The sequence below is a fragment of the Actinobacillus succinogenes 130Z genome, from assembly GCF_000017245.1.
GTDB lineage: Bacteria > Pseudomonadota > Gammaproteobacteria > Enterobacterales > Pasteurellaceae > Exercitatus > Exercitatus succinogenes.
This window is the reverse complement of sequence record NC_009655.1, coordinates 904,046-928,126: the sequence shown is the minus strand read 5'-3', so window position 1 is coordinate 928,126 and position 24,081 is coordinate 904,046. Positions and strand designations below refer to the sequence as shown.

18 protein-coding genes, 1 tRNA gene and 3 rRNA genes are annotated in these 24,081 nt (G+C 43.4%); 2 read left to right on the top strand and 20 right to left on the bottom strand.

What is annotated here, in order from left to right:
• Positions 1–45: 45 nt before the first annotated feature.
• The gene (gene trmJ / locus ASUC_RS04475) at positions 46–795 is read right to left on the bottom strand and encodes a tRNA (cytosine(32)/uridine(32)-2'-O)-methyltransferase TrmJ (RefSeq protein WP_012072610.1); all 750 of its coding nucleotides are present in this window, start codon (positions 793–795) and stop codon (positions 46–48) included.
• A 183-nt stretch (positions 796–978) separates the two neighbouring features.
• On the opposite strand from trmJ, the gene suhB reads away from it, so the two are divergent.
• A complete protein-coding gene (gene suhB, locus ASUC_RS04470; protein ID WP_012072609.1) occupies positions 979–1,782 on the top strand; it encodes an inositol-1-monophosphatase in 804 nt (267 codons plus the stop codon).
• A gap of 12 nt (positions 1,783–1,794) precedes the next feature.
• Here suhB and ASUC_RS04465 read toward each other — a convergent pair whose 3' ends face one another.
• A complete protein-coding gene (locus tag ASUC_RS04465) occupies positions 1,795–3,630 on the bottom strand; it encodes an ATP-binding protein (protein ID WP_012072608.1) in 1,836 nt (611 codons plus the stop codon).
• A 123-nt stretch (positions 3,631–3,753) separates the two neighbouring features.
• Between ASUC_RS04465 and ASUC_RS04460 the strand changes: the two genes are divergently transcribed.
• Positions 3,754–5,280, top strand: coding sequence for a family 20 glycosylhydrolase (locus ASUC_RS04460; RefSeq protein ID WP_012072607.1), 1,527 nt, complete (start codon positions 3,754–3,756; stop codon positions 5,278–5,280).
• A 122-nt stretch (positions 5,281–5,402) separates the two neighbouring features.
• Here ASUC_RS04460 and ASUC_RS04455 read toward each other — a convergent pair whose 3' ends face one another.
• From ASUC_RS04455 to ASUC_RS04370, 18 genes are all read right to left on the bottom strand, one after another.
• The gene (locus tag ASUC_RS04455) at positions 5,403–5,696 is read right to left on the bottom strand and encodes a hypothetical protein (protein ID WP_049752180.1); all 294 of its coding nucleotides are present in this window, start codon (positions 5,694–5,696) and stop codon (positions 5,403–5,405) included.
• Between the two features lies 1 nt (position 5,697).
• The gene (gene pgaC / locus ASUC_RS04450) at positions 5,698–6,876 is read right to left on the bottom strand and encodes a poly-beta-1,6-N-acetyl-D-glucosamine synthase (RefSeq protein WP_449678310.1); all 1,179 of its coding nucleotides are present in this window, start codon (positions 6,874–6,876) and stop codon (positions 5,698–5,700) included.
• A gap of 60 nt (positions 6,877–6,936) precedes the next feature.
• Entirely contained in the window at positions 6,937–8,718 is a 1,782-nt protein-coding gene (gene pgaB, locus ASUC_RS04445; RefSeq protein ID WP_012072604.1) for a poly-beta-1,6-N-acetyl-D-glucosamine N-deacetylase PgaB, read from the bottom strand.
• Between the two features lie 30 nt (positions 8,719–8,748).
• Entirely contained in the window at positions 8,749–11,148 is a 2,400-nt protein-coding gene (pgaA, locus tag ASUC_RS04440) for a poly-beta-1,6 N-acetyl-D-glucosamine export porin PgaA (protein WP_012072603.1), read from the bottom strand.
• A 301-nt stretch (positions 11,149–11,449) separates the two neighbouring features.
• Positions 11,450–11,565 (bottom strand): 5S ribosomal RNA (gene rrf / locus ASUC_RS04435).
• Between the two features lie 102 nt (positions 11,566–11,667).
• Positions 11,668–14,666: ribosomal RNA gene (locus ASUC_RS04430) — 23S ribosomal RNA — on the bottom strand.
• 217 nt (positions 14,667–14,883) lie between these two features.
• Positions 14,884–14,959, bottom strand: a tRNA-Glu gene (locus ASUC_RS04425).
• A gap of 150 nt (positions 14,960–15,109) precedes the next feature.
• Positions 15,110–16,653 (bottom strand): 16S ribosomal RNA (locus ASUC_RS04420).
• The 16S, 23S and 5S rRNA genes sit together here with 1 tRNA gene alongside, the layout of an rRNA operon.
• A 292-nt stretch (positions 16,654–16,945) precedes the next feature.
• Positions 16,946–17,740 carry a glutamate racemase gene (gene murI, locus ASUC_RS04415; protein ID WP_012072602.1) on the bottom strand — a complete coding sequence of 265 codons (795 nt, stop codon included), beginning with the start codon at positions 17,738–17,740 and terminating at the stop codon, positions 16,946–16,948.
• Positions 17,741–17,867: 127 nt separating this feature from the next.
• Positions 17,868–18,173 carry a hypothetical protein gene (locus tag ASUC_RS04410; protein WP_012072601.1) on the bottom strand — a complete coding sequence of 102 codons (306 nt, stop codon included), beginning with the start codon at positions 18,171–18,173 and terminating at the stop codon, positions 17,868–17,870.
• Between the two features lie 12 nt (positions 18,174–18,185).
• Complete coding sequence (locus tag ASUC_RS04405; RefSeq protein WP_012072600.1) at positions 18,186–18,686, bottom strand: hypothetical protein; 501 nt, start codon at positions 18,684–18,686, stop codon at positions 18,186–18,188.
• Positions 18,687–18,695: 9 nt separating this feature from the next.
• Positions 18,696–19,601 (bottom strand): c-type cytochrome biogenesis protein CcmI, encoded by a 906-nt coding sequence (gene ccmI, locus ASUC_RS04400; RefSeq protein WP_012072599.1) that lies wholly within the window; start codon positions 19,599–19,601, stop codon positions 18,696–18,698.
• A 1-nt stretch (position 19,602) separates the two neighbouring features.
• Complete coding sequence (locus ASUC_RS04395) at positions 19,603–20,085, bottom strand: cytochrome c-type biogenesis protein (protein ID WP_012072598.1); 483 nt, start codon at positions 20,083–20,085, stop codon at positions 19,603–19,605.
• Complete coding sequence (locus tag ASUC_RS04390) at positions 20,085–20,630, bottom strand: DsbE family thiol:disulfide interchange protein (RefSeq protein WP_012072597.1); 546 nt, start codon at positions 20,628–20,630, stop codon at positions 20,085–20,087. The genes ASUC_RS04395 and ASUC_RS04390 overlap by 1 nt, the downstream gene beginning before the upstream one ends.
• Positions 20,623–22,581: a heme lyase CcmF/NrfE family subunit gene (locus ASUC_RS04385; RefSeq protein WP_012072596.1), complete on the bottom strand. Its 1,959-nt coding sequence runs from the start codon at positions 22,579–22,581 to the stop codon at positions 20,623–20,625. The genes ASUC_RS04390 and ASUC_RS04385 overlap by 8 nt, the downstream gene beginning before the upstream one ends.
• Complete coding sequence (gene ccmE, locus ASUC_RS04380; RefSeq protein ID WP_012072595.1) at positions 22,581–23,099, bottom strand: cytochrome c maturation protein CcmE; 519 nt, start codon at positions 23,097–23,099, stop codon at positions 22,581–22,583. The genes ASUC_RS04385 and ccmE overlap by 1 nt, the downstream gene beginning before the upstream one ends.
• A complete protein-coding gene (gene ccmD / locus ASUC_RS04375) occupies positions 23,096–23,299 on the bottom strand; it encodes a heme exporter protein CcmD (protein WP_012072594.1) in 204 nt (67 codons plus the stop codon). The genes ccmE and ccmD overlap by 4 nt, the downstream gene beginning before the upstream one ends.
• Positions 23,300–23,337: 38 nt before the next feature.
• Complete coding sequence (locus ASUC_RS04370) at positions 23,338–24,069, bottom strand: heme ABC transporter permease (RefSeq protein ID WP_012072593.1); 732 nt, start codon at positions 24,067–24,069, stop codon at positions 23,338–23,340.
• Positions 24,070–24,081 lie beyond the last annotated feature (12 nt).

Here is a 24,081-nt window from a genome sequence, read left to right as displayed (position 1 = left end):
TTTCAAATCGACGATGGTTAGTTTACACATAACCAACCAAATTAATCAACTATTATTCTCCGTTAAAATTAAACGTTTTTCCACCGCACTTAGCATGCCGCGAAGAATATTCAATTCGTTCTTTTCAATATCCGCACGTTGGTATAACCGCCGTAATTTATGCATAACCGATTGATTTTGAATAAAATTCAATTGCGTATATAAACGTTCCAAGTGCTCATAAAAATATTCCAGTTCCCGTGCTGTCGCTAACGGACTCGGCATTTGATTCATATTTTCTATTACAGAAAAAGGCATTGTTCGCACCTTTAAATAAGCCATTCGCAATTCGTAACAAACCAACTGCACCGCCATCGCCAAATTTAAAGAAGAATAATCGGGATTGGCGGGAATATTCAGATGGTAACGACATTTCAATAACTCATCATTGGTTAAACCGACACGTTCACGTCCGAAAACAATAGCGATTTGACCGCACTTTGTCGCCGCCTCTATAGCTTTCTCACCGCATTCGCGCGGTTCAATCAACGAACTTTGCAAATGGCGTAATCTCGCACTGGTACCGATAACTAGCGAACAATCCGCTACAGCTTCGTCAAAAGAGGGAACCAGCACGGCATTTTTTATCACGTCCTCAGCCCCCGCCGACAAGGCGACAGCCTGTGCGTCAATCCGAGATTTGGGCGCGACTAAATAAAGATTCGTCAACCCCATGGTCTTCATCGCTCTTGCGGCGGAACCGATATTGCCGGAATGCGAAGTTTCCACCAGAACAATACGGATATTCTTTAACATATTATTTACATTCAAAGTAAAAATTGTGGTTATTCTAACATAATAACCTTGAAAGTTAGTCAGATTTTTTTATTTTTTTCGGTAGAATTCGGTATGAAAAATCACTATAATGTTTCACCGTTTATATGCGGGCGGATTTACGTCCTTAATCGTTCTTTTCACAATCTATCTAATGGACAAGTTATGAACCCTATGTTAAATATCGCTATTCGTGCGGCACGAAAAGCGGGCAATATAATTGCTAAAAGTTATGAACGCCGCGATGATATTCAAACTACGGCCAAAGGCCTAAATGATTACGTTACCAATGTAGATAAAGCGGCAGAAGCGATCATCATTGAAACAATCCGCGCCTCTTATCCCGAGCATACTATCGTGACGGAAGAAAGCGGCGCTTTAGCAGGTCAAAACAGCGATATTCAATGGGTGATTGATCCGTTAGACGGAACCACTAACTTTATCAAAGGTTTTCCACATTTCGCCGTTTCTATCGCCATTAGAGAAAAAGGCCGTACGGAAGTAGGCGTCGTTTACGATCCGATTAAAAACGAATTATTTACCGCCGTACGTGGCGAAGGCGCTAAATTCAACGAACTTCGACTGCGGGTAGCGGAACGTCGCGATTTACAGGGCGCCGTATTAGCCACCGGTTTTCCGTTCAAACAACCGAAATTCATGCCGATTCAGTTTGCAATGATGAGCGCGTTATCCGCCGAAGCAGCCGATTTCCGTCGTACAGGTTCAGCCGCCCTGGACGTATCTTATGTGGCGGCCGGTCGTGTGGACGGTTTCTTTGAAATGGGTTTGAAAGCCTGGGATATCGCCGCCGCCGAACTTATTGCGCGCGAAGCCGGCGCTTTGGCTTGCGATTTCAATGCCGGTCACCAGTTCTTGAAAGAAGGGCACATTGTGGTTGCCACACCGCGAGTGGTAAAAGCAATTTTAAATCTGATTCAGCCTTGCCTGGGCAATGAGTTTAAAGCATAAAAATCGGGGAGCCTATCGGCTCCCTGAATTATTTTCTTTCTTCATTCCGCATTTGCAATGCCGACTTCTCAGATATTGCAAACTTCGGTTTTCCGCTGTTTCCAGCTCAGTCATCCAGCCCAATAAATCCGCTTCCCAGTTCATTGCTTCACCATGTTGAATATGATCCGCCAACGACTGAACTTTGTGCAATCCCATACTGCCTGCCGCGCCTTTCAGTTTATGCGCCGCCTGACAAAGTTGCTCCTTTGTCCGCTCATTCGGGTGCAAACGAAACTGTTCGTAAACGGGACGAATATTTAATTCATCATTACGCGCCCGTTGATAATGAGCGAGATTTTGGCAATATGCTTGCCAACCAATAACGGCCGTTAATTCGTCGATATGGTTAAAATTAATATCCTCTGCATAAGCAGGATCAAAATCTCGCCCGAATTCGACCGCACTTTTCACCTGGTCACCAATATGCTTTCCCGTCGGTATCGCCGAATCATCAAAGTATCGGGCCAGACATTCCGTCAATGCCGCTACCGAAAGGGGTTTACGCAACACATCGTCCATTCCTTTTACCCGGAATACGGATTTATCCTGCATGACGTTGGCGGTAAGCGCCACCAGCGGCGGCAAATAATCATACAGACCCGTTTCATAGCCGCGTCTCAGAAAATGCGCCACTTCAAATCCGGACATATCGGGCAATTGAATATCCAGTAAGACCAGATCGTAATCATTCTTCTCGAAACGATTAATCGCTTCTTCACCAGTCATCGCCACATCTACACGATGACCTAATTTTTCCAGCAGTGATTTTGTCACCAAAATATTGAGCTCAATATCTTCCACTAAAAGAATGTTCAGATTGGAAACAACCGAAACTGCAGATATCGTATGCAGTTCTTCCAAGGGTTCCGCTTTAATCGTCAAAATAAAAGTCGAGCCTTTTCCTTCTTCACTGGAAACCGTTAAATTGCCGTTCATCAAATTGGCAATATTTTTTGAAATGGATAAGCCGATTCCGCTGCCCGCCGCTTTTTGTTTGTTCTCCACCTGATAGTACATACCGAAAATTTTAGCTAATTCGCCACGGGGAATTCCCAGCCCCGTATCGCTGACGGAAAATTGAAAGTTTTTCGGTGAAAGCCGCTGAATATTCAATGTGACTTTCCCTTTTTCGGTAAATTTCACCGCATTGCTGATTAAGTTCCACAAAATCTGATTCAGGCGGGTTGCATCAATCAATAAAAAGTGCGGTAAATCCGGCGAGGTTTTTAATTCAAAGGTAAGATTTTTCTGTCCGGCTAAGAATTGCGCGATATGATTAATATCGTTTATAAAACTGAAAAAATCCGTTTCTTTTTTGTATAGCTCCAATTTACGCGAATCGATTTTTTCAAGATCAATTACGTCGTTAAAAATATTACCCAAAGAGACCGCACTTACATTAATGGTGTTCAGATAATTTTTTTGTTCCTCGGTTAACGGCGTATCCAGCAAAATCCGGGTAAGCCCTACAATGCCGTTTAGGGGCGTGCGTAATTCATGGCTGATTGTCGCCATTAAATCCGTTTTATCGCGAATGAGCCGTGCAAGATCCTGGCGGGACAATTCTAATCTTTCCACCAACACCGTGAAAAAATAAATCACAAACGGGGCCGAAATTAACCCGAAAATAATGGAATAACCTAAGCTTTCCCAGTGAATCCCGCCGATAACAATAAAACTTAAAATGATATGGGTAAGCAGGGCAAAAGCCGCCAGAACCAGAAAACCCAGCACGGAAAATTTTATGCGACCGAGTTTGATTACCCAGTCAATATAACGTTGTGTAAAATGTCGGACGTTTTTCATAAAGCGGTTTCAATAAATAAAGTTGAACTATTCTAACAAAAATTCATCCATAATTAGTAAAGACTTTATTACCCTTACCTTATTTAACTTTATAACAACTTTAACACAAGGATGATAATCAACATGCCGGATTCTTCGCGTAAAGTTAGAATCTCTCTGATTTTCGCTCTGATGATGGGACTCGGACTCAATTCCGTTTCTGCCAGGGCCGATGAAAATGACACTGCGATTCTGCAGCTTCAGCAAACTTTCCGCTCTGCAGAATTATCTCAAAATAAAGAAACGGGACTGGCATTGGATATTGCCCGCCATTTTTATCCCGTCGAAGTCATTAAAGCGTTTATTGATACCATCCATAATGCAGGCGGGACATTCCTGCACCTGCATTTTTCCGACCATGAAAATTATGCCCTGGAAAGTACCGTTTTGAATCAGCGTGCTGAAAATGCGACACGGGATAAATACGGAGTCTATATCAACCCTAAAACCCATAAACCGTTTTTAAGTTATGCCCAGCTGAAGGACATTACCGATTATGCTAAAAATAAGAATGTCGAACTGGTTCCCGAATTAGACAGCCCTAATCATATGACGGCTATTTTTGATTTGTTGGAAAAAGAACGAGGCAAACCTTATACGCAACAACTCCGTTCTAAATGGACGGATGAAGAAATCGACATTACCAATCCCGATAGCATAGCTTTTATAAAATCGTTGATCGCGGAAGTCATTGAGATTTTCGGCGACAGCAGTCGACATTTTCATATCGGTGGCGATGAATTCGGTTACGGTACGGACAATAATCATGAATTTATTACTTACGTTAATACATTAGCCGAATTTCTTCAGCAAAAAGGGCTGAAAACCAGAATCTGGAATGATGGGCTGATTAAAGCGACCATTCATCAGCTCAACCCCGATATTCAAATTACTTACTGGAGTTATGACGGCAATCCGCAAGACGAACAAGAAGAGCGGCGGCGACGGGAAATCCGTATGAGTATGCCTGAATTGATTGCACAGGGATTCGCCGTTCTCAATTATAACGCCTATTATTTATACTTCACGCCTCAGGAAGATGCGACCACTTCCCATGACAGCAATTTCGCCACGAGAGATGTCCTGAAGAACTGGGATCTAACCATTTGGGACGGTCAAAATTCACAAAATAAAATCCGAGACCGCCATAAAATTATGGGATCGGCATTATCAATTTGGGGTGAAAAAGCCGGTTCGCTGAGAAGCGATTCCATTCAGAAATATACGGCGCCACTGTTAACGGCAATTATTTATAAAAGTAAAATAACAGGCGAGCATGACAAAACCAACCGACATCTATATTCATTAACGGAAAACGATTTTGCCTCATTACACAGTACCACTTATATCGACCTGTTACAGCTTAGCGATAACGAATTCATTTCCCTGAAAAACCATCGGCAAACCGTCCGTTTATTACAGGAGAATCAACTGGTTGAGCGAAAAATCAGTTTTTGGCTGAACGGTTCGGATAAACATCAAATCCGACTGAATGGGAATTGGTATAAAACAGAAAAAACGCAACAACGAGACGGCAAAAGCTATCAAGCTTACGACTTTCAGGGAAATACTTTATGGCTGGATAAAGAAATTACGGTTTCTACACCATGACGGTAACGAAAGTGCGGTCAAAAATCCGATAGTTTTACGTCCGATAAAAACACAGCAAAAACCGACCGCACTTTATATCCGAACATAAATCAAAAAGCACAATTTCTTGTGCTTTTCATTAATTAGTTCTGCTGATGAAGAACCAAACGTTTTGACGGTTTTGCAATGAACGACCAAATAATTGCGACCAGCAATAACGCCACCGAGCTTGCAAACATAAAAACGACAATGTCGGAGAAGAAATAATGTTCAAAAACCGGATTGGTAAAAATCTTTTGTGAATAACGAATGATCGCGTAAGCGGTATATCCCCACAAAGACCACGTCACCAAGCTTAGAAACATACTTTTCAGAATCAAAGCCAACGGTAATTCTTTTGCCTGTTTTTTAATAATCATTAATTTCTGAAGTTCCAATTCATACCCCTCTATCCGGACTCGTCCAGACAGCCAACTTGGACTTGTTTCTAAAAATCGCTTTCGGAATACCGAAAACGAGCGTCAACATATTTAGTAACCAGTACACGTACGGATACCAAATACAATACAAAGAATAACGAAATAACCCTTTCTCATAGCGACTGTCGATATACAGACTGAATATGTACTGCCAGAAAAAGGAGAAAAACAATACGGTCATCAGCACCCGAAATACGGATACATTAAAGGTTCCTTGCGTAATCTGAATATAAGTATTAATACATAATACGGCAATAAGCGCATAGGCCCAAACGGCGGTAACGAAATATTCAAGATACATCGGCCATAAACGCCGATTACCTAAACGCCACACAATCGGAAAATATTTGATGATGGTTTCGGCACCGCCCTGAGCCCAGCGCAAGCGTTGTTTAAACAGCCCGCGAATCGTTTCGGGCATAAGTGTCCAGCATAAAGCTCTCGGTTCGTAAACGATATTGTATCCTGCGGTTTGCAGTTTCCAGCTCACGTCAATATCTTCAGTGATCATATTGGTACTCCAACCGCCGATTTTCTGCATGGCTTCCGCCTTAAACAAACAACATACGCCGGATACGGTAAAAATGGTTCCCATCACACTTTGCGCCCGTTTAATCAAGCCGATGATGGAACTGAATTCCGAAGTTTGCAAACAACCTAAAATCGTACTGCGGTTACGCACCCGGGGATTACCTGTCACCGCACCGTATTGAGGATTGGATTCCAATGCCTGAACCATATAATCTACAGCGCGATAATCCAATACGGCATCGCCATCAATACAACCGATATATTTACCTTTGGCAACGGTTAATCCGTAATTCAGAGCACTTGCTTTACCGGCATTTTCTTGGTGTAACGCAACAATACGGTTGTCTTTTTGCGCCCAACGGTCAATAATTTCCCCCGTTTCATCCTTACTGCCGTCATTAATAAAAATAAGTTCGAACTTCGGATATTTCAACTTAAGCAAATAAGGAATCGCATCATCTAAATTATCGGCTTCGTTATAGCACGGGATCATAATAGAAACCATCGGAATATCGGCCATATCCATTTTTGAGAATTTAGGGGCGGTAAATTTTCCTTCAATAAAGAAATAATAGTAACCGGCAGCAATCGTCCAATAAATCGCCATAAGAGCGGGATACATGAATAACATTATGTTTAATATATCAAACCAAGACATAATGCCCCCTTATTTCAATCCGATATTTCTATTTATTGAAAAGTGCGGTCGGATTTTTTTCAATTCCGGTTGATCAAGTTGAAAATTATCCGGGTAATAACCAAAGTTATAAACTTTGCTTTCCTCCTGAAGAACTTTCATCCAGTCTACCAGCTCATTAGTCGACACCTTTTGTCCGGTTCGTTCATCCGTCGTTTGTAGTTCAAAGGCGAGCTTATCCTTTGCTATGTAAGGCGTCGTACTTTTTACAACGTTCTTCACCCAATTCTTCGCTTGACTTCCGGTAAAGTCGGAATTATGCCCATAAGGCGAGGCAGCGACCGTAACAAAGTCATAACGTTCCGCAAAACGCGTCAGCCGTTGACTAAACTGCAGCTTATTTTGAGCCGATAAATTCAACGGAGCCGAAATCATACCTACTGTTTTGAAAAGTTCGTTTCCCCATAATGTATAAGGCGATATGATTTTTTCTATTTCGTTGGAAATTTTAAGTAACGATTCATCGTCATCCACAGTTTTTTCATCACTTAACAAAATTCCTTTAAATTTTGTGTAAAGAGATAAATCTTGATAAACGGATTTAACCATCTCCATTTTGTGCTGATCAATATTCGTTAAATCAAAAACCGAAATCGGTAACCAGGCATATGGTTCAAGACCTAATCTCGCTTGAATAATCCATGCTACTCGGCTAAAAAGATCGGCTCTAACCGGTAAATATTTATTCGGAAAATACAACGAATCGGCAATACCATCGTGATTTGCATCGGAAAAAGCCTGAATATACACGCGCGAAATACCTTGACGATGAATACGTTCAATCAGCTGATCCAGATTTTTATTTTGTTTAACCGGATTCGGATCGTAAATATCGTCTAATTTAATTCGAAGAGAACGCTGTATTGTTAAGTCCGTATTCTTATTTTTCAAATAATTTTCAATTGTAGTAATCGACGTTTCCGAATCTAACAATAATCGGCCTAAATGCGCATTACCGGGAACATTCGTTTTTGTATCGATAAGCGACATATGCACATCAAAACCTACATCTTTCGCAATATTTACAGATGTTGCGGTAAAGTGGCCATAAGGCCAAATCATTGCGCGTGGCGCCACGCCTACATTTTTCTTTAACAAATCATAAGATTGTTGGAAATCTTTACGTAATTTATTTTTATACTCTGTTGAGGTTTCATATTTACCATTGCGATATGCAGGTGCAATAACCGCCGGCAAGCTGCTGCCCGCCGGATTAGCTTTTATACCATGGTGCAAATCATTAGTATGGGAAGCCATTTCCACTAAACCGCTTGCTTGCATTTCTCGTAATTGTCGCCATGTCACAAACTCACTCCGGTTAAGCTTCTGACTACCGTAAGAAATTTTTCGATTACTTGGCGTATTAATCCAATCAGTAACAATGGCATAAACGGCAGGATAGTTATAAGCTTTCAATAACGGATAAATCACTTTATAAAAACTTTCATAACCGTCGTCAAAAGTGAGTAGTACCGCCTTCTTGGGAAGAGGTTGCCTACCGTTTCGGGCATCCATTATTTGTTGCAGACTGACAGGTTTATACCCATTATTTCGTAACCAGTTAAAATGAGTAATTAATGTTTGAGCAGAAATGGTTTGCGGAAAATATTGTTGATGCTTATTCGGTACGCTCTCGTCAATAACATTATGGTAACAGAGGACACCTAAATGCTCGTTCAAAGCAAAAGCCGGTATATTTAAAAGTAATAACACAATTAAATACACAAAATTTTTTATGTATTTTTTACACATATAAACCCTTAGATAGAAATTTTATAAAAATCAAAAAGAAACAGATAAACCTAGATTAATAAAATTATTAAATTCAGGATCTCCATCATAAATGGATCTCTTTCGCCCTATATCATAAGAAATACTTAAACCTTTACCCAAACGCCATTCATGGCCATAGGCGATAGACCAAATTTCACTGCTTTCAAAATTATCTTGCCAGTAATACCCCGCTCCCCCTTTAAGGTGATGTGTTAAAGTGATGCGGTGATTAAATGGCTGGAAATAAGATAAATCCAAATTACCTTCTGCCGAACGACTTTTTGACGGATTATAGTAATAGGCTTCCGGTATATCTTTATTGCGTTCATAAGAAGCAAACAAACTGCCGTCCAAATTCCAGCGGTTATGCTTAAATAGATTAAAATTAGACCAAATAGAAAGGTCTTTGCGTAAATTGCCGTCATCAAATTTCATCACGGAAACATGACTACCGAGTTCAAACCGATTAGAATATTTATAACCGACCGAAAAACCAAAATCTTTAGCGTAAGTATCTTGATAAAGTGCTTTTACCGGTGTGTTTATACTATTCAAACTACCGCGCACATTAAAATTCCAATGTTGATTCAAACGATATTGAATATTAGTGGAAAAATAAGCCTTATCATTTAACCGAATTCCTTTGCCCGCTTCAGTTGTGATAATAACAGGATAAAAGTTTGCCTCAATTCCCGCACCAAGTCGTTGTTGTTCGAATTTCAAACCGTCATCCGGCGATTTAGTCGTAAGATAATGAACAAATACATTATGCCCCTCATCCGTTTTAGGGGAATAGAGATAGTATTCTTGGTTACTTTCATTTTCTCCGGCAGGAGAAGTACGGTGAGAAATCCCACCGGAGGCCACCAAACGGGCGGATTTTGCCTGTTCATATCGCTCTAAAAAGGACGTAAGATTTTCTTTTTGCTCTTGCGACCAATTATTAACTATATGACTGGCTGCTCTCAGATTATTTACAGATAAAGCGACATTGGCTTTCGTAACATCAACCCAAGTCGGTTCGCCAGACAAAAATTCTTGAGCCTTTTCAATCCAGTTCAGCGCATCATCTGAACGTTCCCGAGCACTTTCCAATTCGGCTTTAGTCAGCATTATCCATCCGTCGCCGGGAGTAACGGATAATCTTTCATCAAGCAGTTGCATTGCGCCTGATAAATTTCCTTTCCATGCCTGCAGATTTACCTTACTAGCAAAATAACTATCATAATCAGGATTTTCTATTTTTCTTGAGTGCGTAAAATCCATGACATAAAGCGACGGTTCCGCTATTTCAGATTCTAAATAACGTTGAGCCTCCGAAAACATTGCTGCATCACTTAAGGCATTAACAATTTTCAACTGCAAGGAAAAGGGTGCTTTTTGTTTCTGAACAAGATAACTCTGTTCTATTTCACTATACAGTTCTAATGCAGAGAAAGGTGACCCCGAAGCCAGTAAGTAATCCGCATAAGATTCTTTTACATAATTCGGTATAGGTTGTTCCGACTTTTGCAAACGTATATAGTTTTTTTCAATGTAATGAGTATTATTCAGTTTAGATGCAATAACCGTCATATCATACAACGATTGTCGCTTAATAGGATGATGTTCAGGCGCCTCGTTATAAGTTTTCTCAAGAGTGGAATAAGAAGCCCTTAATGCTTGTCGGCTTGGCGTATTTTTTACTGCGCGCACCGCATTCTCATGCAGTAACCATAATTTATCGGTTTCATTAAATAAAGCCGGATAATCAGAGATAAGTTTTTCTTGAAGAGGCGAGATATTTAATTGAGCCGCGACACGGTATAGTTTTTTAGCCGATTCAACATCATCAGGATTCTTAGCCAAATTATTACTTAAACGGTGTAACTGGGAAGTCAAAGGCTCACTACTATCTAACAAGTAGGTATTTGCTTGTTCATACTCTTTATCAATACCAAATTTTCTTTTATATTGAGAAAGATATTTTTGCGAGTTCTCAAAATGAGATATATCAGTACTCACTAAAGCTAATCCTAACAGTCCGTTAGGATTTTCAGATGCGACACGTGTCAACTGATGATAAAAAGATAAAGATTGATCAAATTGTCGTTCATTTCTGGCCGCTTTGGCTAAAACCTCCAGCTCATTCTCCGATAGTTCATCTAACCGACAATGACTACACACTGATAAAGCTTCTTTGAACTGGTTTTGTCTGACTAAAAGTGTAATTAGATCATCACGAACTTTATAATCATGTGTACTCCGATATAAATCGGCGAGTTGTTTCGTTCCCTCAACTAGCTGTACATCACCTAATCGGGAATACCGAATAATATTCTCTCGTTGTTCATCTATCGAAGAACTTACCGCATTCTGTGCGCACAAAATTCCACCGATAAGAAAAGCGAATACACTAATCCTATTCATTAATAAACCCCAAAATATAAAAATAAACGACAACGAATTAAACAATTCATTTAGTTAATGATTTGCTTAATTAAGAATAATTTACACGTAAGCAATCTTATCACAAATGGCAATAAAAGAATATAGAACCCAAGGTCTATTTATCGTTCATATACGGCTCTTAATTTTAAAAAAGTGCGGTCAGATTTTGTCGTGTTTTTTTAAAAATATGGCAGATAAGTATCAAAATATGATAAACAGCTCAAAACCCTAAAAACCCAAAAACCCCGGCTCATTTCTGAACCGGGGTTTCTTTATCGCTACCTGGCGGTGCCCTACTCTCACATGGGAATATCCCACACTACCATCGGCATTACGGCGTTTCACTTCTGAGTTCGGCATGGGGTCAGGTGGGACCACCGCACTGTCGCCGCCAAGATAATTCTGTTGTTCTCCGCTTATCCGCAACGCCTCTACCTCTCGATAGCCCGCGCCGCTTCCTTTAAAATTCGAAACAAGCCGAAAACATTTGAGCGTTGTATAGTTAAGCCTCTCGGGCAATTAGTATGGGTTAGCTCAACGTCTCGCAACGCTTACACATCCCACCTATCTACGTCGTCGTCTACAACAACCCTTACAGACCTAAAGTCTGGGAGAACTCATCTTAAGGCAAGTTTCGTGCTTAGATGCTTTCAGCACTTATCTCTCCCGCATGTAGCTACCCGGCAATGCGTCTGGCGACACAACCGGAACACCAGGGATGCGTCCACTCCGGTCCTCTCGTACTAGGAGCAGCCCCTTTCAATTCTCCTGCGCCCACGGCAGATAGGGACCGAACTGTCTCACGACGTTCTAAACCCAGCTCGCGTACCACTTTAAATGGCGAACAGCCATACCCTTGGGACCTACTTCAGCCCCAGGATGTGATGAGCCGACATCGAGGTGCCAAACACCGCCGTCGATATGAACTCTTGGGCGGTATCAGCCTGTTATCCCCGGAGTACCTTTTATCCGTTGAGCGATGGCCCTTCCATTCAGAACCACCGGATCACTATGACCTGCTTTCGCACCTGCTCGACTTGTCCGTCTCGCAGTTAAGCTTGCTTTTACCATTGCGCTAACCTGACGATGTCCGACCGTCATTAGCAAACCTTCGTGCTCCTCCGTTACTCTTTGGGAGGAGACCGCCCCAGTCAAACTACCCACCAGACACTGTCCGAGAGCGTGTTTTCACTCCTCGTTAGAACATCAAACGTTAAAGGGTGGTATTTCAAGAATGGCTCCACTGTCACTGGCGTGACCGCTTCAATGCCTCCCACCTATCCTACACATCAAAATTCAAGGTTCAGTGTCAAGCTATAGTAAAGGTTCACGGGGTCTTTCCGTCTAGCCGCGGGTACACCGCATCTTCACGGCGATTTCAATTTCACTGAGTCTCGGGTGGAGACAGCCTGGCCATCATTATGCCATTCGTGCAGGTCGGAACTTACCCGACAAGGAATTTCGCTACCTTAGGACCGTTATAGTTACGGCCGCCGTTTACCGGGGCTTCGATCAGGTGCTTCTCTTGCGATTACACCATCAATTAACCTTCCGGCACCGGGCAGGCATCACACCCTATACTTCCACTTTCGTGTTTGCAGAGTGCTGTGTTTTTAATAAACAGTTGCAGCCAGCGGGTCACTTCGACCGGTTCAACCTTCAAGAGTCTATCTCTACAATTTATCCCGGCGCACCTTCTCCCGAAGTTACGGTGCTATTTTGCCTAGTTCCTTCACCCGAGTTCTCTCAAGCGCCTGAGTATTCTCTACCTGACCACCTGTGTCGGTTTATAGTACGGTTCAGATAAACCTGAAGCTTAGCGGCTTTTCCTGGAAGCATGGTATCGGTTACTTCGGCTCCTTAGAGCCTCGTCATCACTTCTCGGTGTTATTAAAGAGTCCGGATTTGCCTAAACTCTCCACCTACCGGCTTAAACAGACATCCAACCGTCTGATAACCTAACCTTCTCCGTCCCCGCATCGCAGTTTATCCAAGTACGGGAATATTAACCCGTTTCCCATCGACTACGCTTTTCAGCCTCGCCTTAGGGGCCGACTCACCCTGCCCCGATTAACGTTGGACAGGAACCCTTGGTCTTCCGGCGAACGGGTTTTTCACCCGTTTTATCGTTACTTATGTCAGCATTCGCACTTGTGATACGTCCAGCAAGCCTCTCGACTCACCTTCTTCCGCTTACACAACGCTCCCCTACCCAACAATGTCTCCATTGATGCCGCAGCTTCGGTGACTAGTTTTAGCCCCGTTACATCTTCCGCGCAGGCCGACTCGACTAGTGAGCTATTACGCTTTCTTTAAATGATGGCTGCTTCTAAGCCAACATCCTAGCTGTCTAAGCCTTCCCACTTCGTTTCCCACTTAACTAGTACTTCGGGACCTTAGCTGGCGGTCTGGGTTGTTTCCCTCTCCACGACGGACGTTAGCACCCGCCGTGTGTCTCCTGAGTATCACTCTTCGGTATTCGCAGTTTGCATCGGGTTGGTAATCCGGGATGGACCCCTAGCCGAAACAGTGCTCTACCCCCGAAGGTGTCCGCTCAAGGCTCTACCTAAATAGATTTCGGGGAGAACCAGCTATCTCCCGGTTTGATTGGCCTTTCACCCCCAGCCACAGGTCATCCGCTAATTTTTCAACATTAGTCGGTTCGGTCCTCCAGTTAGTGTTACCCAACCTTCAACCTGCCCATGGCTAGATCACCGGGTTTCGGGTCTATACCTTGCAACTCCACGCCCAGTTAAGACTCGGTTTCCCTTCGGCTCCCCTATGCGGTTAACCTCGCTACAAAATATAAGTCGCTGACCCATTATACAAAAGGTACGCAGTCACCCCATCACTTAATCCCACTGCTTCTTTTGAAGGTTTGACTCGCTTCGCTCGTCTTACCATCATTAACGTGCGGTTAATTTCCATCACTTTCCAATTGGATTAAGTGATGGGGCTCCCACTGCTTGTACGTACAGGGTTTCAGGTTCTCTTTCACTCCCCTCGCCGGGGTTCTTTTCGCCTTTCCCTCACGGTACTGGTTCACTATCGGTCAATCAGGAGTATTTAGCCTTGGAGGATGGGCCCCCCTTCTTCAGACAGGATTCCTCGTGTCCCGCCCTACTTCTCGTCAGCTCAGTACCACCGCTCAGACTTCGAGTACGGGGCTGTCACCCTCTGTCGCTTGGCTTCCCAGCCAATTCCTCTGTCTATGCCGCTATCACTGACCGGCTGCTCCGCTTTCGCTCGCCGCTACTCACGGAATCTCGGTTGATTTCTTTTCCTCGGGGTACTTAGATGTTTCAGTTCTCCCGGTTCGCCTTTCATTACTATGGATTCATAATGAAATGATGGATTCTTCATCCATCGGGTTTCCCCATTCGGACATCTCGGATTAAACGCCTCTTATCGGCTCATCCGAGCTTTTCGCAGATTAGCACGTCCTTCTTCGCCTCTGATTGCCAAGGCATCCGCCCTGTACGCTTAGTCGCTTAACTATACAACCTCAAATGTTCTCTTTACTGTCTTTTGCAAGAAAGTGCCTTCAATTTGAAGTCGGTTTTTTAAACTAAACACTTGACTGCTTTTGTTCAGTCAAGATTTTTACTACTCAGACTTTCTTTCGAAAATCTCTTCAGTTTTTCAGCTTGTTTCCAATTTTTTAAAGAACAATAAGATAAACCCTAACTTGCGTTAGACGAAATCATCTTTAATTGGCGTCCCCACGGGGATTCGAACCCCGGTTACCGCCGTGAAAGGGCGATGTCCTAGGCCTCTAGACGATGGGGACAACAGCTAAAGATAATCTCTTTGTTGTCTTGCACTTCCGTTTCTTCGATTCTCATCTCGTCGCTCGACCTAGTAAGCAACCAAAAGTGCGGTCTTTTCTCTCTACTTTTCATCAAACAATCTGTGTGAACACCGGTAATCCGTTCTTTAGTAAGGAGGTGATCCAACCGCAGGTTCCCCTACGGTTACCTTGTTACGACTTCACCCCAGTCATGAATCATACCGTGGTAAACGCCCCCCCTTTCGGTTAAGCTATCTACTTCTGGTACAACCCACTCCCATGGTGTGACGGGCGGTGTGTACAAGGCCCGGGAACGTATTCACCGCGACATGCTGATTCGCGATTACTAGCGATTCCGACTTCATGGAGTCGAGTTGCAGACTCCAATCCGGACTACGACGCACTTTCTGAGATTCACTCCCCCTCGCAGGCTCGTTTCCCTCTGTATACGCCATTGTAGCACGTGTGTAGCCCTACTCGTAAGGGCCATGATGACTTGACGTCATCCCCACCTTCCTCCGGTTTATCACCGGCAGTCTCCTTTGAGTTCCCATCTCTACATGCTGGCAACAAAGGATAAGGGTTGCGCTCGTTGCGGGACTTAACCCAACATTTCACAACACGAGCTGACGACAGCCATGCAGCACCTGTCTCTCAGTTCCCGAAGGCACTCCGATATCTCTACCGGATTCTGAGGATGTCAAGAGTAGGTAAGGTTCTTCGCGTTGCATCGAATTAAACCACATGCTCCACCGCTTGTGCGGGCCCCCGTCAATTCATTTGAGTTTTAACCTTGCGGCCGTACTCCCCAGGCGGTCGATTTATCACGTTAGCTTCGGGCACCAGGCTTATCGCCCAATCCCCAAATCGACAGCGTTTACAGCGTGGACTACCAGGGTATCTAATCCTGTTTGCTCCCCACGCTTTCGCACATGAGCGTCAGTACGTTCCCAAGGGGCTGCCTTCGCCTTCGGTATTCCTCCACATCTCTACGCATTTCACCGCTACACGTGGAATTCTACCCCTCCCTAAAGTACTCTAGCTACCCAGTCTGAAATGCAGTTCCCAGGTTAAGCCCGGGGATTTCACATCTCACTTAAATAGCCGCCTGCGTGCCCTTTACGCCCAGTTATTCCGATTAACGCTCGCACCCTCCGTATTACCGCGGCTGCTGGCACGGAGTTAGCCGGTGCTTCTTCTGTGGCTAACGTCAATCGAATAAGCTGTTAACTTATTCGCCTTCCTCACCACCGAAAGAACTTTACAACCCGAAGGCCTTCTTCATTCACGCGGCATGGCTGCGTCAGGGTTGCCCCCATTGCGCAATATTCCCCACTGCTGCCTCCCGTAGGAGTCTGGACCGTGTCTCAGTTCCAGTGTGGCTGGTCATCCTCTCAGACCAGCTAGAGATCGTCGGCTTGGTAGGCCTTTACCCCACCAACTACCTAATCCCACTTGGGCTCATCTTATGGCGGGCGGTCCGAAAATCCCACCCTTTAGTCCTTAGACATTACGCGGTATTAGCGACAGTTTCCCGTCGTTATCCCCCTCCATAAGCCAGATCCCCAAGCATTACTCACCCGTCCGCCACTCGTCAGCATGGAAAGCAAGCTTTCCACCCGTTACCGTTCGACTTGCATGTGTTAAGCCTGCCGCCAGCGTTCAATCTGAGCCATGATCAAACTCTTCAGTTCAAAAAGTTTTTTCGCTCAATATACTGACATTCATTAATGTATTAACTTCGGTCAGCACCTTAAGTCTTCATTTATTTTTTCTAAACGAATCTTTCCGGTGCCCACACAGATTGTCTGATAAATTGTTAAAGAGCAAAAAACAACGACGCACCGCTTGATTTGACTTCTTCACAACGGCGCGTCGTTGTGTGGGGCGTATTATAGGGCTTTTAGAATCCTTTGCAAGCCCTTTTTGTAAAAAAATGTAAAAAAATATTCAATTGATTATTGATTACCCAATTTCGTCATAATTTTAACCAATTTCCAACAATTCCGATTCATCAAAGCCCCATCTTTTTAACGCTTGATAAAATTGTTGTTCAAAATTAAAGTCTTTTGTATAAAAAATACGATTATTCTTTTCTTTTTCCGAACGCACTTTGCTATTTTCCAGCAATGATTTTACTCTTTTAGCAATGGCATATCCCGAATCTAAAAAGAATTTTACCTGTGGTAAGCAGATTCGAATTTCTTCTTTAATAAGTGGAAAATGCGTACAACCTAAAATTACAGTATCAAGATCTTTCAAACATATCCACGCCTGTAATTCTTTTCTTAGCTGTAATAAGTCCACCGAATTTCCCTTGATTTTTTGCTCGGCTATTTCGGGCAAAACAGTTGAACCCAATCGTTCCACCCGACAATCCGTAGCATATCGTGCAATCAATGTATTAACATATTCACGTTTAACAGTGCCCTTGGTTGCCAGTAGCCCAATATGCTTGGTATGTGAAACGGATGCGGCGGGTTTTATTGCGGGCACGGTACCGACGATAGGAATAGAAAACGTTCGGCGCAAACTCGGCAACACTACGGTACTCGCCGTATTACACGCAATAACAATAAGGTCTAGCGGATAACGTATATCGATCGTCGTACAAATTTTTGATACCCGTTCAATCAGTGTTTCTTCACTTCTTTCGGAATAAGGGAAAAATGCATTATCAAAACAATACAAGTAATGACAATCGGGTAACAAGGATTTAACTTCACTATAAACACTAAATCCTCCGACTCCCGAATCAAAAAACAGGATGGTTGGCTTCATTTATTTATGATAAAAAACAAGATATTGAGGCTATGCTACGCTTTAAAGTTTTTGAATTCAAGCCTGCAGATTTCTAAATAAAAGAAAATGCCGCAAGTTATTACGACATCTGTAAAACGTTCATTGCTTACCAATAATAGGGATAATGTCGATGTCTATACCGTCCGACTCCGATTCCCACTCCTATATGAGGTTGAATTCGCGTCGTTCCTTGTGAAACCCGCTGATATTTATCACTTTGATTGAGCGGATTATCAACGCGCTTAGGTGTTGTTACCTGCTGTTCTTTCGGTACGGTATTGCCGGAATAGACCTTGTTGTTATATTCCTGCACAGCCCGCATATCTAACGGCGCTTGCGGGCGGTTATCTACTGATGACGAGCAGGCGACACATAAACAAACTCCCGCTAAGACAAAATAATTACGCATCATATATATCTCTCCTTACTGACAGACAATATCAGATAAGACGTCCGCACGCTCCTGTACATTGACTTTTGCTCTATATTTGCCGGTTTCCATTTCATCCTGACGTAATTTATCTAAGATATCTTTAGCTTTAATATTAAATACCGTCGTATATTGCATATCTTTGATTTGATTTAAAAATGAAACATTAGTTCGACTAATTATAGCATAATATTCTTCCGGGTTACGGACATAATAAGTTGTCGAATCCGTCAAATCCACCCCCAACTGATTACGATATCCCCGGCAAATACCGGCTCCTGATTGATACACCGTATGCGAATAATATTTTTGATTCATATTATAAACTTCCAGCTCAATGCTTTCTGCCATACGCTCCATATCATCAGAACAGCCAGGATTCAACTCATCCGTACTGCCTTTGGCAATAAAAGTACTTTTCGGACCGATTTGCCCAATACCCGCTACAGGAAATAAGATCAATAAAGTAAGAATAATTTTGAAATCTAACTTCATTTTTCATCCTTATTTTTCTTTTTTCTCTTCGGCTTGTTCAGCAATGGCATCTCGAGCGGAACGGATCGATTTCTCGATCAGATCGCGACGTGCATCGTCTTCCGGCATTAGTTTTAACATCATCGCCCATGTGACAGCTGCCATTTTATAGTCTTCTTTAGAGAAATAATAAAAAGCCAGTAAGCTCAATGCTTGCATGTTAGTATGATCGCGACGAATCACTTGTTTCAATAATTCTTCCCCCTGCATTTTCTCATTCGAATCATCGGACATCATCAGAATTCTAGCATAAGAAAGTTTATATTCCGTATTTTCAGGTTCTAATTTTGCAGCTTTGCCATAGGCATCAAAAGCTAAATTACCTTTATTTAAAGACATACCGACTTGCCCCAATAACCACCAGCTTTTGGCATCGGCCGGTTCATGCTGTAACTTAACTCTGAGAGCTGTAGCAAATTGCTGTAATTCCTGATCCGTTAACGGATTGTTGTCTTCATCTTTTACACGTTCATAAAAATAAGGCAGTTTTTCATAAGTTTTCGCGACCATGTCCTGCGCCTGCCAGGCACCGATCTTAAAATAAATCGCTCCGGCAATAATTAACAAACTTAAGAAACCTGAAACAAACCATAATTTACCGTAAGATTTATTTTCAAAACTGACCGCACTTTCAGGCGGAATATCTTCCAACAGGTTTTTTTGTAATTCAATCTTAACCTGTTCGGCATCCTCCACCAACCCTTGCTGCACATCATGATCTATTTCCTGTAAACGATCCAAATAAAATGCTTTATTCAACGTATCACGTTTTATCTGTGACGATTGTGACGTTCGGATTGATTTCTTCAACAAGGGATAAAAACAGATCAGTGCAATTACCAATGTTAACAGTATGCCACTCAGCCAAAAATTCATATTATTCCTTCTCGTTTAAAATAGATTGTAAACGCCGTTGTTCCGAATCATCCAAATCCTCCGGATTTTTTACCACGCATTGGCGTTCCGCGCCGTTCGTTGTTTGGACTTTTTTCCGGCGGACCACAAACCATGCACCTAATATCACGAATGCGCAGGGTAATAGCCACAGCCATAGCGTTGCCGGCGTCAACGGGGGATTGTAGGTGACGAAATTTCCATAACGTTCCACCATATAATCTACAACATCCCGCTTGCTTTTGCCTTCCTGCAGAAGCTCGAACACTTTAGCCCGCATATCGATCGAAATTTGTGCGTTACTGTCGGCGATATTATTATTCTGACATTGCGGACAACGCAATTCCTGCGTAAGCACATGATAATCTTGTTCCTGTTGAGCCGATTGAAAATTTAACGCATCAATAGCGGCAAATCCTGAACAAGACAACAAAAGTGCGGTCAAAAAAAGCATAATTTTTTGCATTATTTTTCCTCCGCCAGCTTGTCGTATAAAGGTTTCAAGGTTTGCAGCCAAACCTTTTCGTTAATATCACCGGCATAACGGTAACGAACCACGCCTTTACCGTCCACCACGAAAGTTTCCGGTGCGCCGTATACGCCGAGATCCAACCCCAGTGCGCCTTTTTCGTCTTTAATGACCACTTGATAAGGATTATCCAAATCTTTCAGCCATTTAACGGCTTTATCCGATTGATCTTTATAATCAATACCGATAATAATGACGTCCTGTTTAGCTAGTTCATTCAGGTATTGATGTTCCGCATAACACGTCGGACACCAAGTCGCCCAGACATTAACCAAAACGGGTTTGCCCTGTTGAAAAATTTCGTTTCCCAACGGTTTATTTTCAAATAAATCCGTCATTTGGCTGATCGGTATCGGTTTGCCTACCAGCGCACTTTCCAATGCCTTGGGATCATCACCCTGCGCGTTACGTTGCAATTGCACCACAAAAGCGACAATCAGTCCCAGAAAAATAATAAGAGGTAAAAATAGTTTTTTATTCATTTATTTTTTCTTTTACAATTTTTGAAAAACGGTAGCGACGATCGCTCATACAAAGCAATCCGCCTAATACCATAAATAAACCGCCGAACCAAATCCAACGGACAAACGGTTTATAATATAAGCGTAACGCCCAAGAACCGTCCCCTAGACTTTCCCCCAAAGCCACGTACAGGTCGCGGGTAAATCCCCAGTCAATCGCAGCTTCCGTCATAGTCATTTTACTCACGGTATAAAAACGTTTTTCGGCAAACAACGTAGCTTCCGGTTTATCATTCACAAAAATATCCACTTGTGCTTTTCCGCCGGCATAATTTGGACCGTTCGCCTCGCTGATACCTTTAAATTCGAACCGATAATCTTCGATTTGTACGCTGTCGCCCACGTTCATACGCACATCACGTTCAACGCTGTAATTCTGACTGAAAGCGACGCCCCAAATCGTCATCGCCACCCCCAAATGAGCGGCTATCATCCCCCAGTGGGAACGGGATAATTTACTTAATCCCGTCCAGAAGTCTGAACGATGGGTCGCCCGCAGATGTAACTCATACAGACTGAGCAACACAATAATCGCCGACATCATCACGCCCAATACGGCAGACACCGTAAGTTTATTCTGCAACAGTAACGGCAAGCCGAAACCCAGCAACGCCATAAGAATCACACTGATAATCACCGGCTTACGGATGGCCGAAAATTGATCCCGGCGCCACTTCACCAACGGGCCGATTCCTAATAACAACGCAAACGGCGTACAGATAATCAGGAACATTTGGTCAAAAAACGGTGCGCCGATAGAAATGGTGCCTAATCCTAATTGTTTATGCACCAACGGTAACAAGGTACCTAACAGCACAACAGAAAGTGCGGTCATCAAAAAGATATTATTTAATAACAGCATGCTTTCACGCGAATACCGTTCCGAGTTATCACGGGAACGGATTTGGTTTCCCTTAATCGCATACAAGGTTAACGAGCCGCCGATAACCACCACAAGATATGCTAAAATATACAAACCGCGCGTCGGATCCGAAGCGAAAGCATGGACGGAAACCAGAATCCCGGAACGTACTAAAAATGTGCCGAGCAAGCAAAGTGAGAAAGCCAAAATTGCCAGTAACACCGTCCAGGCTTTGAAAGAACCGCGTTTTTCCGTCACAGCCAAGCTGTGTAATAACGCCGTTCCCGCCAACCAAGGCATCAACGAGGCATTTTCTACGGGATCCCAAAACCACCATCCGCCCCAACCGAGCTCATAATATGCCCACCAGGAACCGAGTACAATCCCTAAAGTTAAAAACACCCAAGCCGCCATCGTCCAAGGACGAGACCAACGCGCCCATGCGGTATCCAGCTTTCCCGTCATTAATGAGGCAATAGCAAAAGCAAAAGCCACCGAAAATCCCACATAGCCCATATATAGTAAAGGCGGATGGAAAATAAGTCCCACATCCTGCAGCAACGGATTCAGTTCCCGTCCGTCCGCCGGGAAATCAGGAAAGGTGCGGACAAACGGATTGGAGGTAAACAGCACGAACAACAGGAAACCAATACTGATAATTCCCATAATACCCAATACGCGCGCCACCGCTTCCTGCGGTAACCGTTTACTGAACAATGCAACGGCGGTCCCCCATAACGTCAGCATCCAAATCCAAAGCAGCAAGGACCCTTCATGCGACCCCCATACCGCAGACAAGCGATAATGCAGGGGTAATGTGGAATTGGAATTATTCACCACATATTGCACGCTGAAATCATTTACCGCAAAAGCATAAAACAGCGCACCGAATGCCACGCTAAGCGATAAAAACAAACCGTATGTCATCGGACGCGCCAATGCCATAAATTGAATGTTACCTTTTTCTGCGCCCCATAAAGGAAAAATCACCAGAAAAACCGATACGGCTAAACTGAGTGCAAGCGCATAGTTACCTAATTCTGCAATCATTATCGGCTCTCTTTTTCCTGTTGATCCCGTTCACTTTCCCCTGTCAGGTCCGTATTACTGATTCCCATCGGTTTGTGAACTTTTTCCAGTTGTTCGCCCAGTTCCGGCGGAACGTAGTTTTCATCATGTTTAGCCAGCACTTCGGAAGCCTGCAGAACGGTCGGTTCAATCAATGTACCTTGGGCGACAATCCCTTGCCCTTCACGGAATAAATCCGGCAAAATTCCTTCATATTCTACGGTGATGGACGGGCCGATATCATTCACATCAAACTGGACTTTCAGCGTTTTCGAGTCACGTTTCACCGACCCCGCAACCACCATACCGCCCACACGAATACGCTGACCGACTTCCGGTTTTTGGCTTGCGTCGTTCTGTTTACCGTTGACCACTTCCGACGGCGTATAGAACAAATCAATATTCGAGCGTAACGCATACATCACCAAACCGGAGGCGATGGAAACACCGATTAAAATAAACAAAACAATCTTTAATCTGGATTTACGTCTCGGATTCATAGCCCACCTCTCGATTTATTCGCCTGTAAGCGTTGTTCGCGTACCTGTTCGCGTTTTACTTCCGCAAGAATCGAATGCTTACCTTTATAACTGTATACGATCAAGCCGATAATCGCCGCCAGCGATATGCCATAAGACAACCAAACGTAAAAACCGTAGCCGCCCATATTAAAAAAATCACTCCAGGACTGGAAAAACATATTTATCTCCCAAAACATTGAAAATTCCGACCGCTCTTTTATTTTACCAACGCTCGTACCCAAGGACGTTTAATATCCTCGCGTAATAAGGCGTTACGATAACGTACCAATGTCAGCCAAACGGTCAACGCCATAAAACCGAAAATACTGAAAATCAACGGAATCAACATCGGTGTGGCGATTGACGGTTTTTCAAATTTCGTAATACTGGCGCCCTGATGCAGCGTATTCCACCATTCTACCGAAAAATGGATAATCGGGATATTGATAACCCCTACAATACATAAAATAGCGGTAGCTTTCATGCCGGTATTGCGGTCCTGAAACGAGGAATAAAGCGCCATTACGCCGAGATATAAAAAAAACAAAATCAATGAAGCGGTTAAGCGCGCATCCCATACCCACCAGGTTCCCCACATCGGTTTTCCCCAAATGGAACCGGTCGCCAGCGCCAGAAAGTTAAATACCGCACCAATCGGCGCCATCGCTATAATAGAAAGATGCGCCTGTTTAATCTGCCATACCAAACCAATCACACCCGCAATCGCCATAGCGACATAAATGCTCATCGACCAAATCGCCGACGGTACGTGTACATACATAATTCGGAAGCTGTTACCCTGTTGATAATCAGCGGGTGCAAATGCCAAGCCCCATACCAGACCTATACCGAGCAGTAATACGGTCAAAACGGCAAAAAACGGACTCAATTTACCGCATAAGCGGTACTGAGTTTCAGGTTTAGCATAAGGATGTAACCATTTCCACATGAATATTTTTTC

Excerpts from the sequence above, each read along its gene's own strand:
- ASUC_RS04390 (WP_012072597.1), bottom strand. The coding sequence starts at position 20,630 with ATGAATAAAAAACTATTTTTACCTCTTATTATTTTTCTGGGACTGATT.
- pgaA (WP_012072603.1), bottom strand. The coding sequence starts at position 11,148 with ATGAATAGGATTAGTGTATTCGCTTTTCTTATCGGTGGAATTTTGTGC.
- suhB (WP_012072609.1), top strand. The coding sequence starts at position 979 with ATGAACCCTATGTTAAATATCGCTATTCGTGCGGCACGAAAAGCGGGC.
- ASUC_RS04410 (WP_012072601.1), bottom strand. The coding sequence starts at position 18,173 with ATGATGCGTAATTATTTTGTCTTAGCGGGAGTTTGTTTATGTGTCGCC.
- pgaB (WP_012072604.1), bottom strand. The coding sequence starts at position 8,718 with ATGTGTAAAAAATACATAAAAAATTTTGTGTATTTAATTGTGTTATTA.
- ASUC_RS04465 (WP_012072608.1), bottom strand. The coding sequence starts at position 3,630 with ATGAAAAACGTCCGACATTTTACACAACGTTATATTGACTGGGTAATC.
- ccmI (WP_012072599.1), bottom strand. The coding sequence starts at position 19,601 with ATGAATTTTTGGCTGAGTGGCATACTGTTAACATTGGTAATTGCACTG.
- ccmD (WP_012072594.1), bottom strand. The coding sequence starts at position 23,299 with ATGTTTTTCCAGTCCTGGAGTGATTTTTTTAATATGGGCGGCTACGGT.
- ASUC_RS04460 (WP_012072607.1), top strand. The coding sequence starts at position 3,754 with ATGCCGGATTCTTCGCGTAAAGTTAGAATCTCTCTGATTTTCGCTCTG.
- ASUC_RS04385 (WP_012072596.1), bottom strand. The coding sequence starts at position 22,581 with ATGATTGCAGAATTAGGTAACTATGCGCTTGCACTCAGTTTAGCCGTA.
- pgaC (WP_449678310.1), bottom strand. The coding sequence starts at position 6,876 with ATGGCGATTTATTGGACGATTGCTGCCGGTTACTATTATTTCTTTATT.
- trmJ (WP_012072610.1), bottom strand. The coding sequence starts at position 795 with ATGTTAAAGAATATCCGTATTGTTCTGGTGGAAACTTCGCATTCCGGC.
- ccmE (WP_012072595.1), bottom strand. The coding sequence starts at position 23,099 with ATGAATCCGAGACGTAAATCCAGATTAAAGATTGTTTTGTTTATTTTA.
- ASUC_RS04370 (WP_012072593.1), bottom strand. The coding sequence starts at position 24,069 with ATGTGGAAATGGTTACATCCTTATGCTAAACCTGAAACTCAGTACCGC.
- ASUC_RS04395 (WP_012072598.1), bottom strand. The coding sequence starts at position 20,085 with ATGCAAAAAATTATGCTTTTTTTGACCGCACTTTTGTTGTCTTGTTCA.
- ASUC_RS04405 (WP_012072600.1), bottom strand. The coding sequence starts at position 18,686 with ATGAAGTTAGATTTCAAAATTATTCTTACTTTATTGATCTTATTTCCT.
- murI (WP_012072602.1), bottom strand. The coding sequence starts at position 17,740 with ATGAAGCCAACCATCCTGTTTTTTGATTCGGGAGTCGGAGGATTTAGT.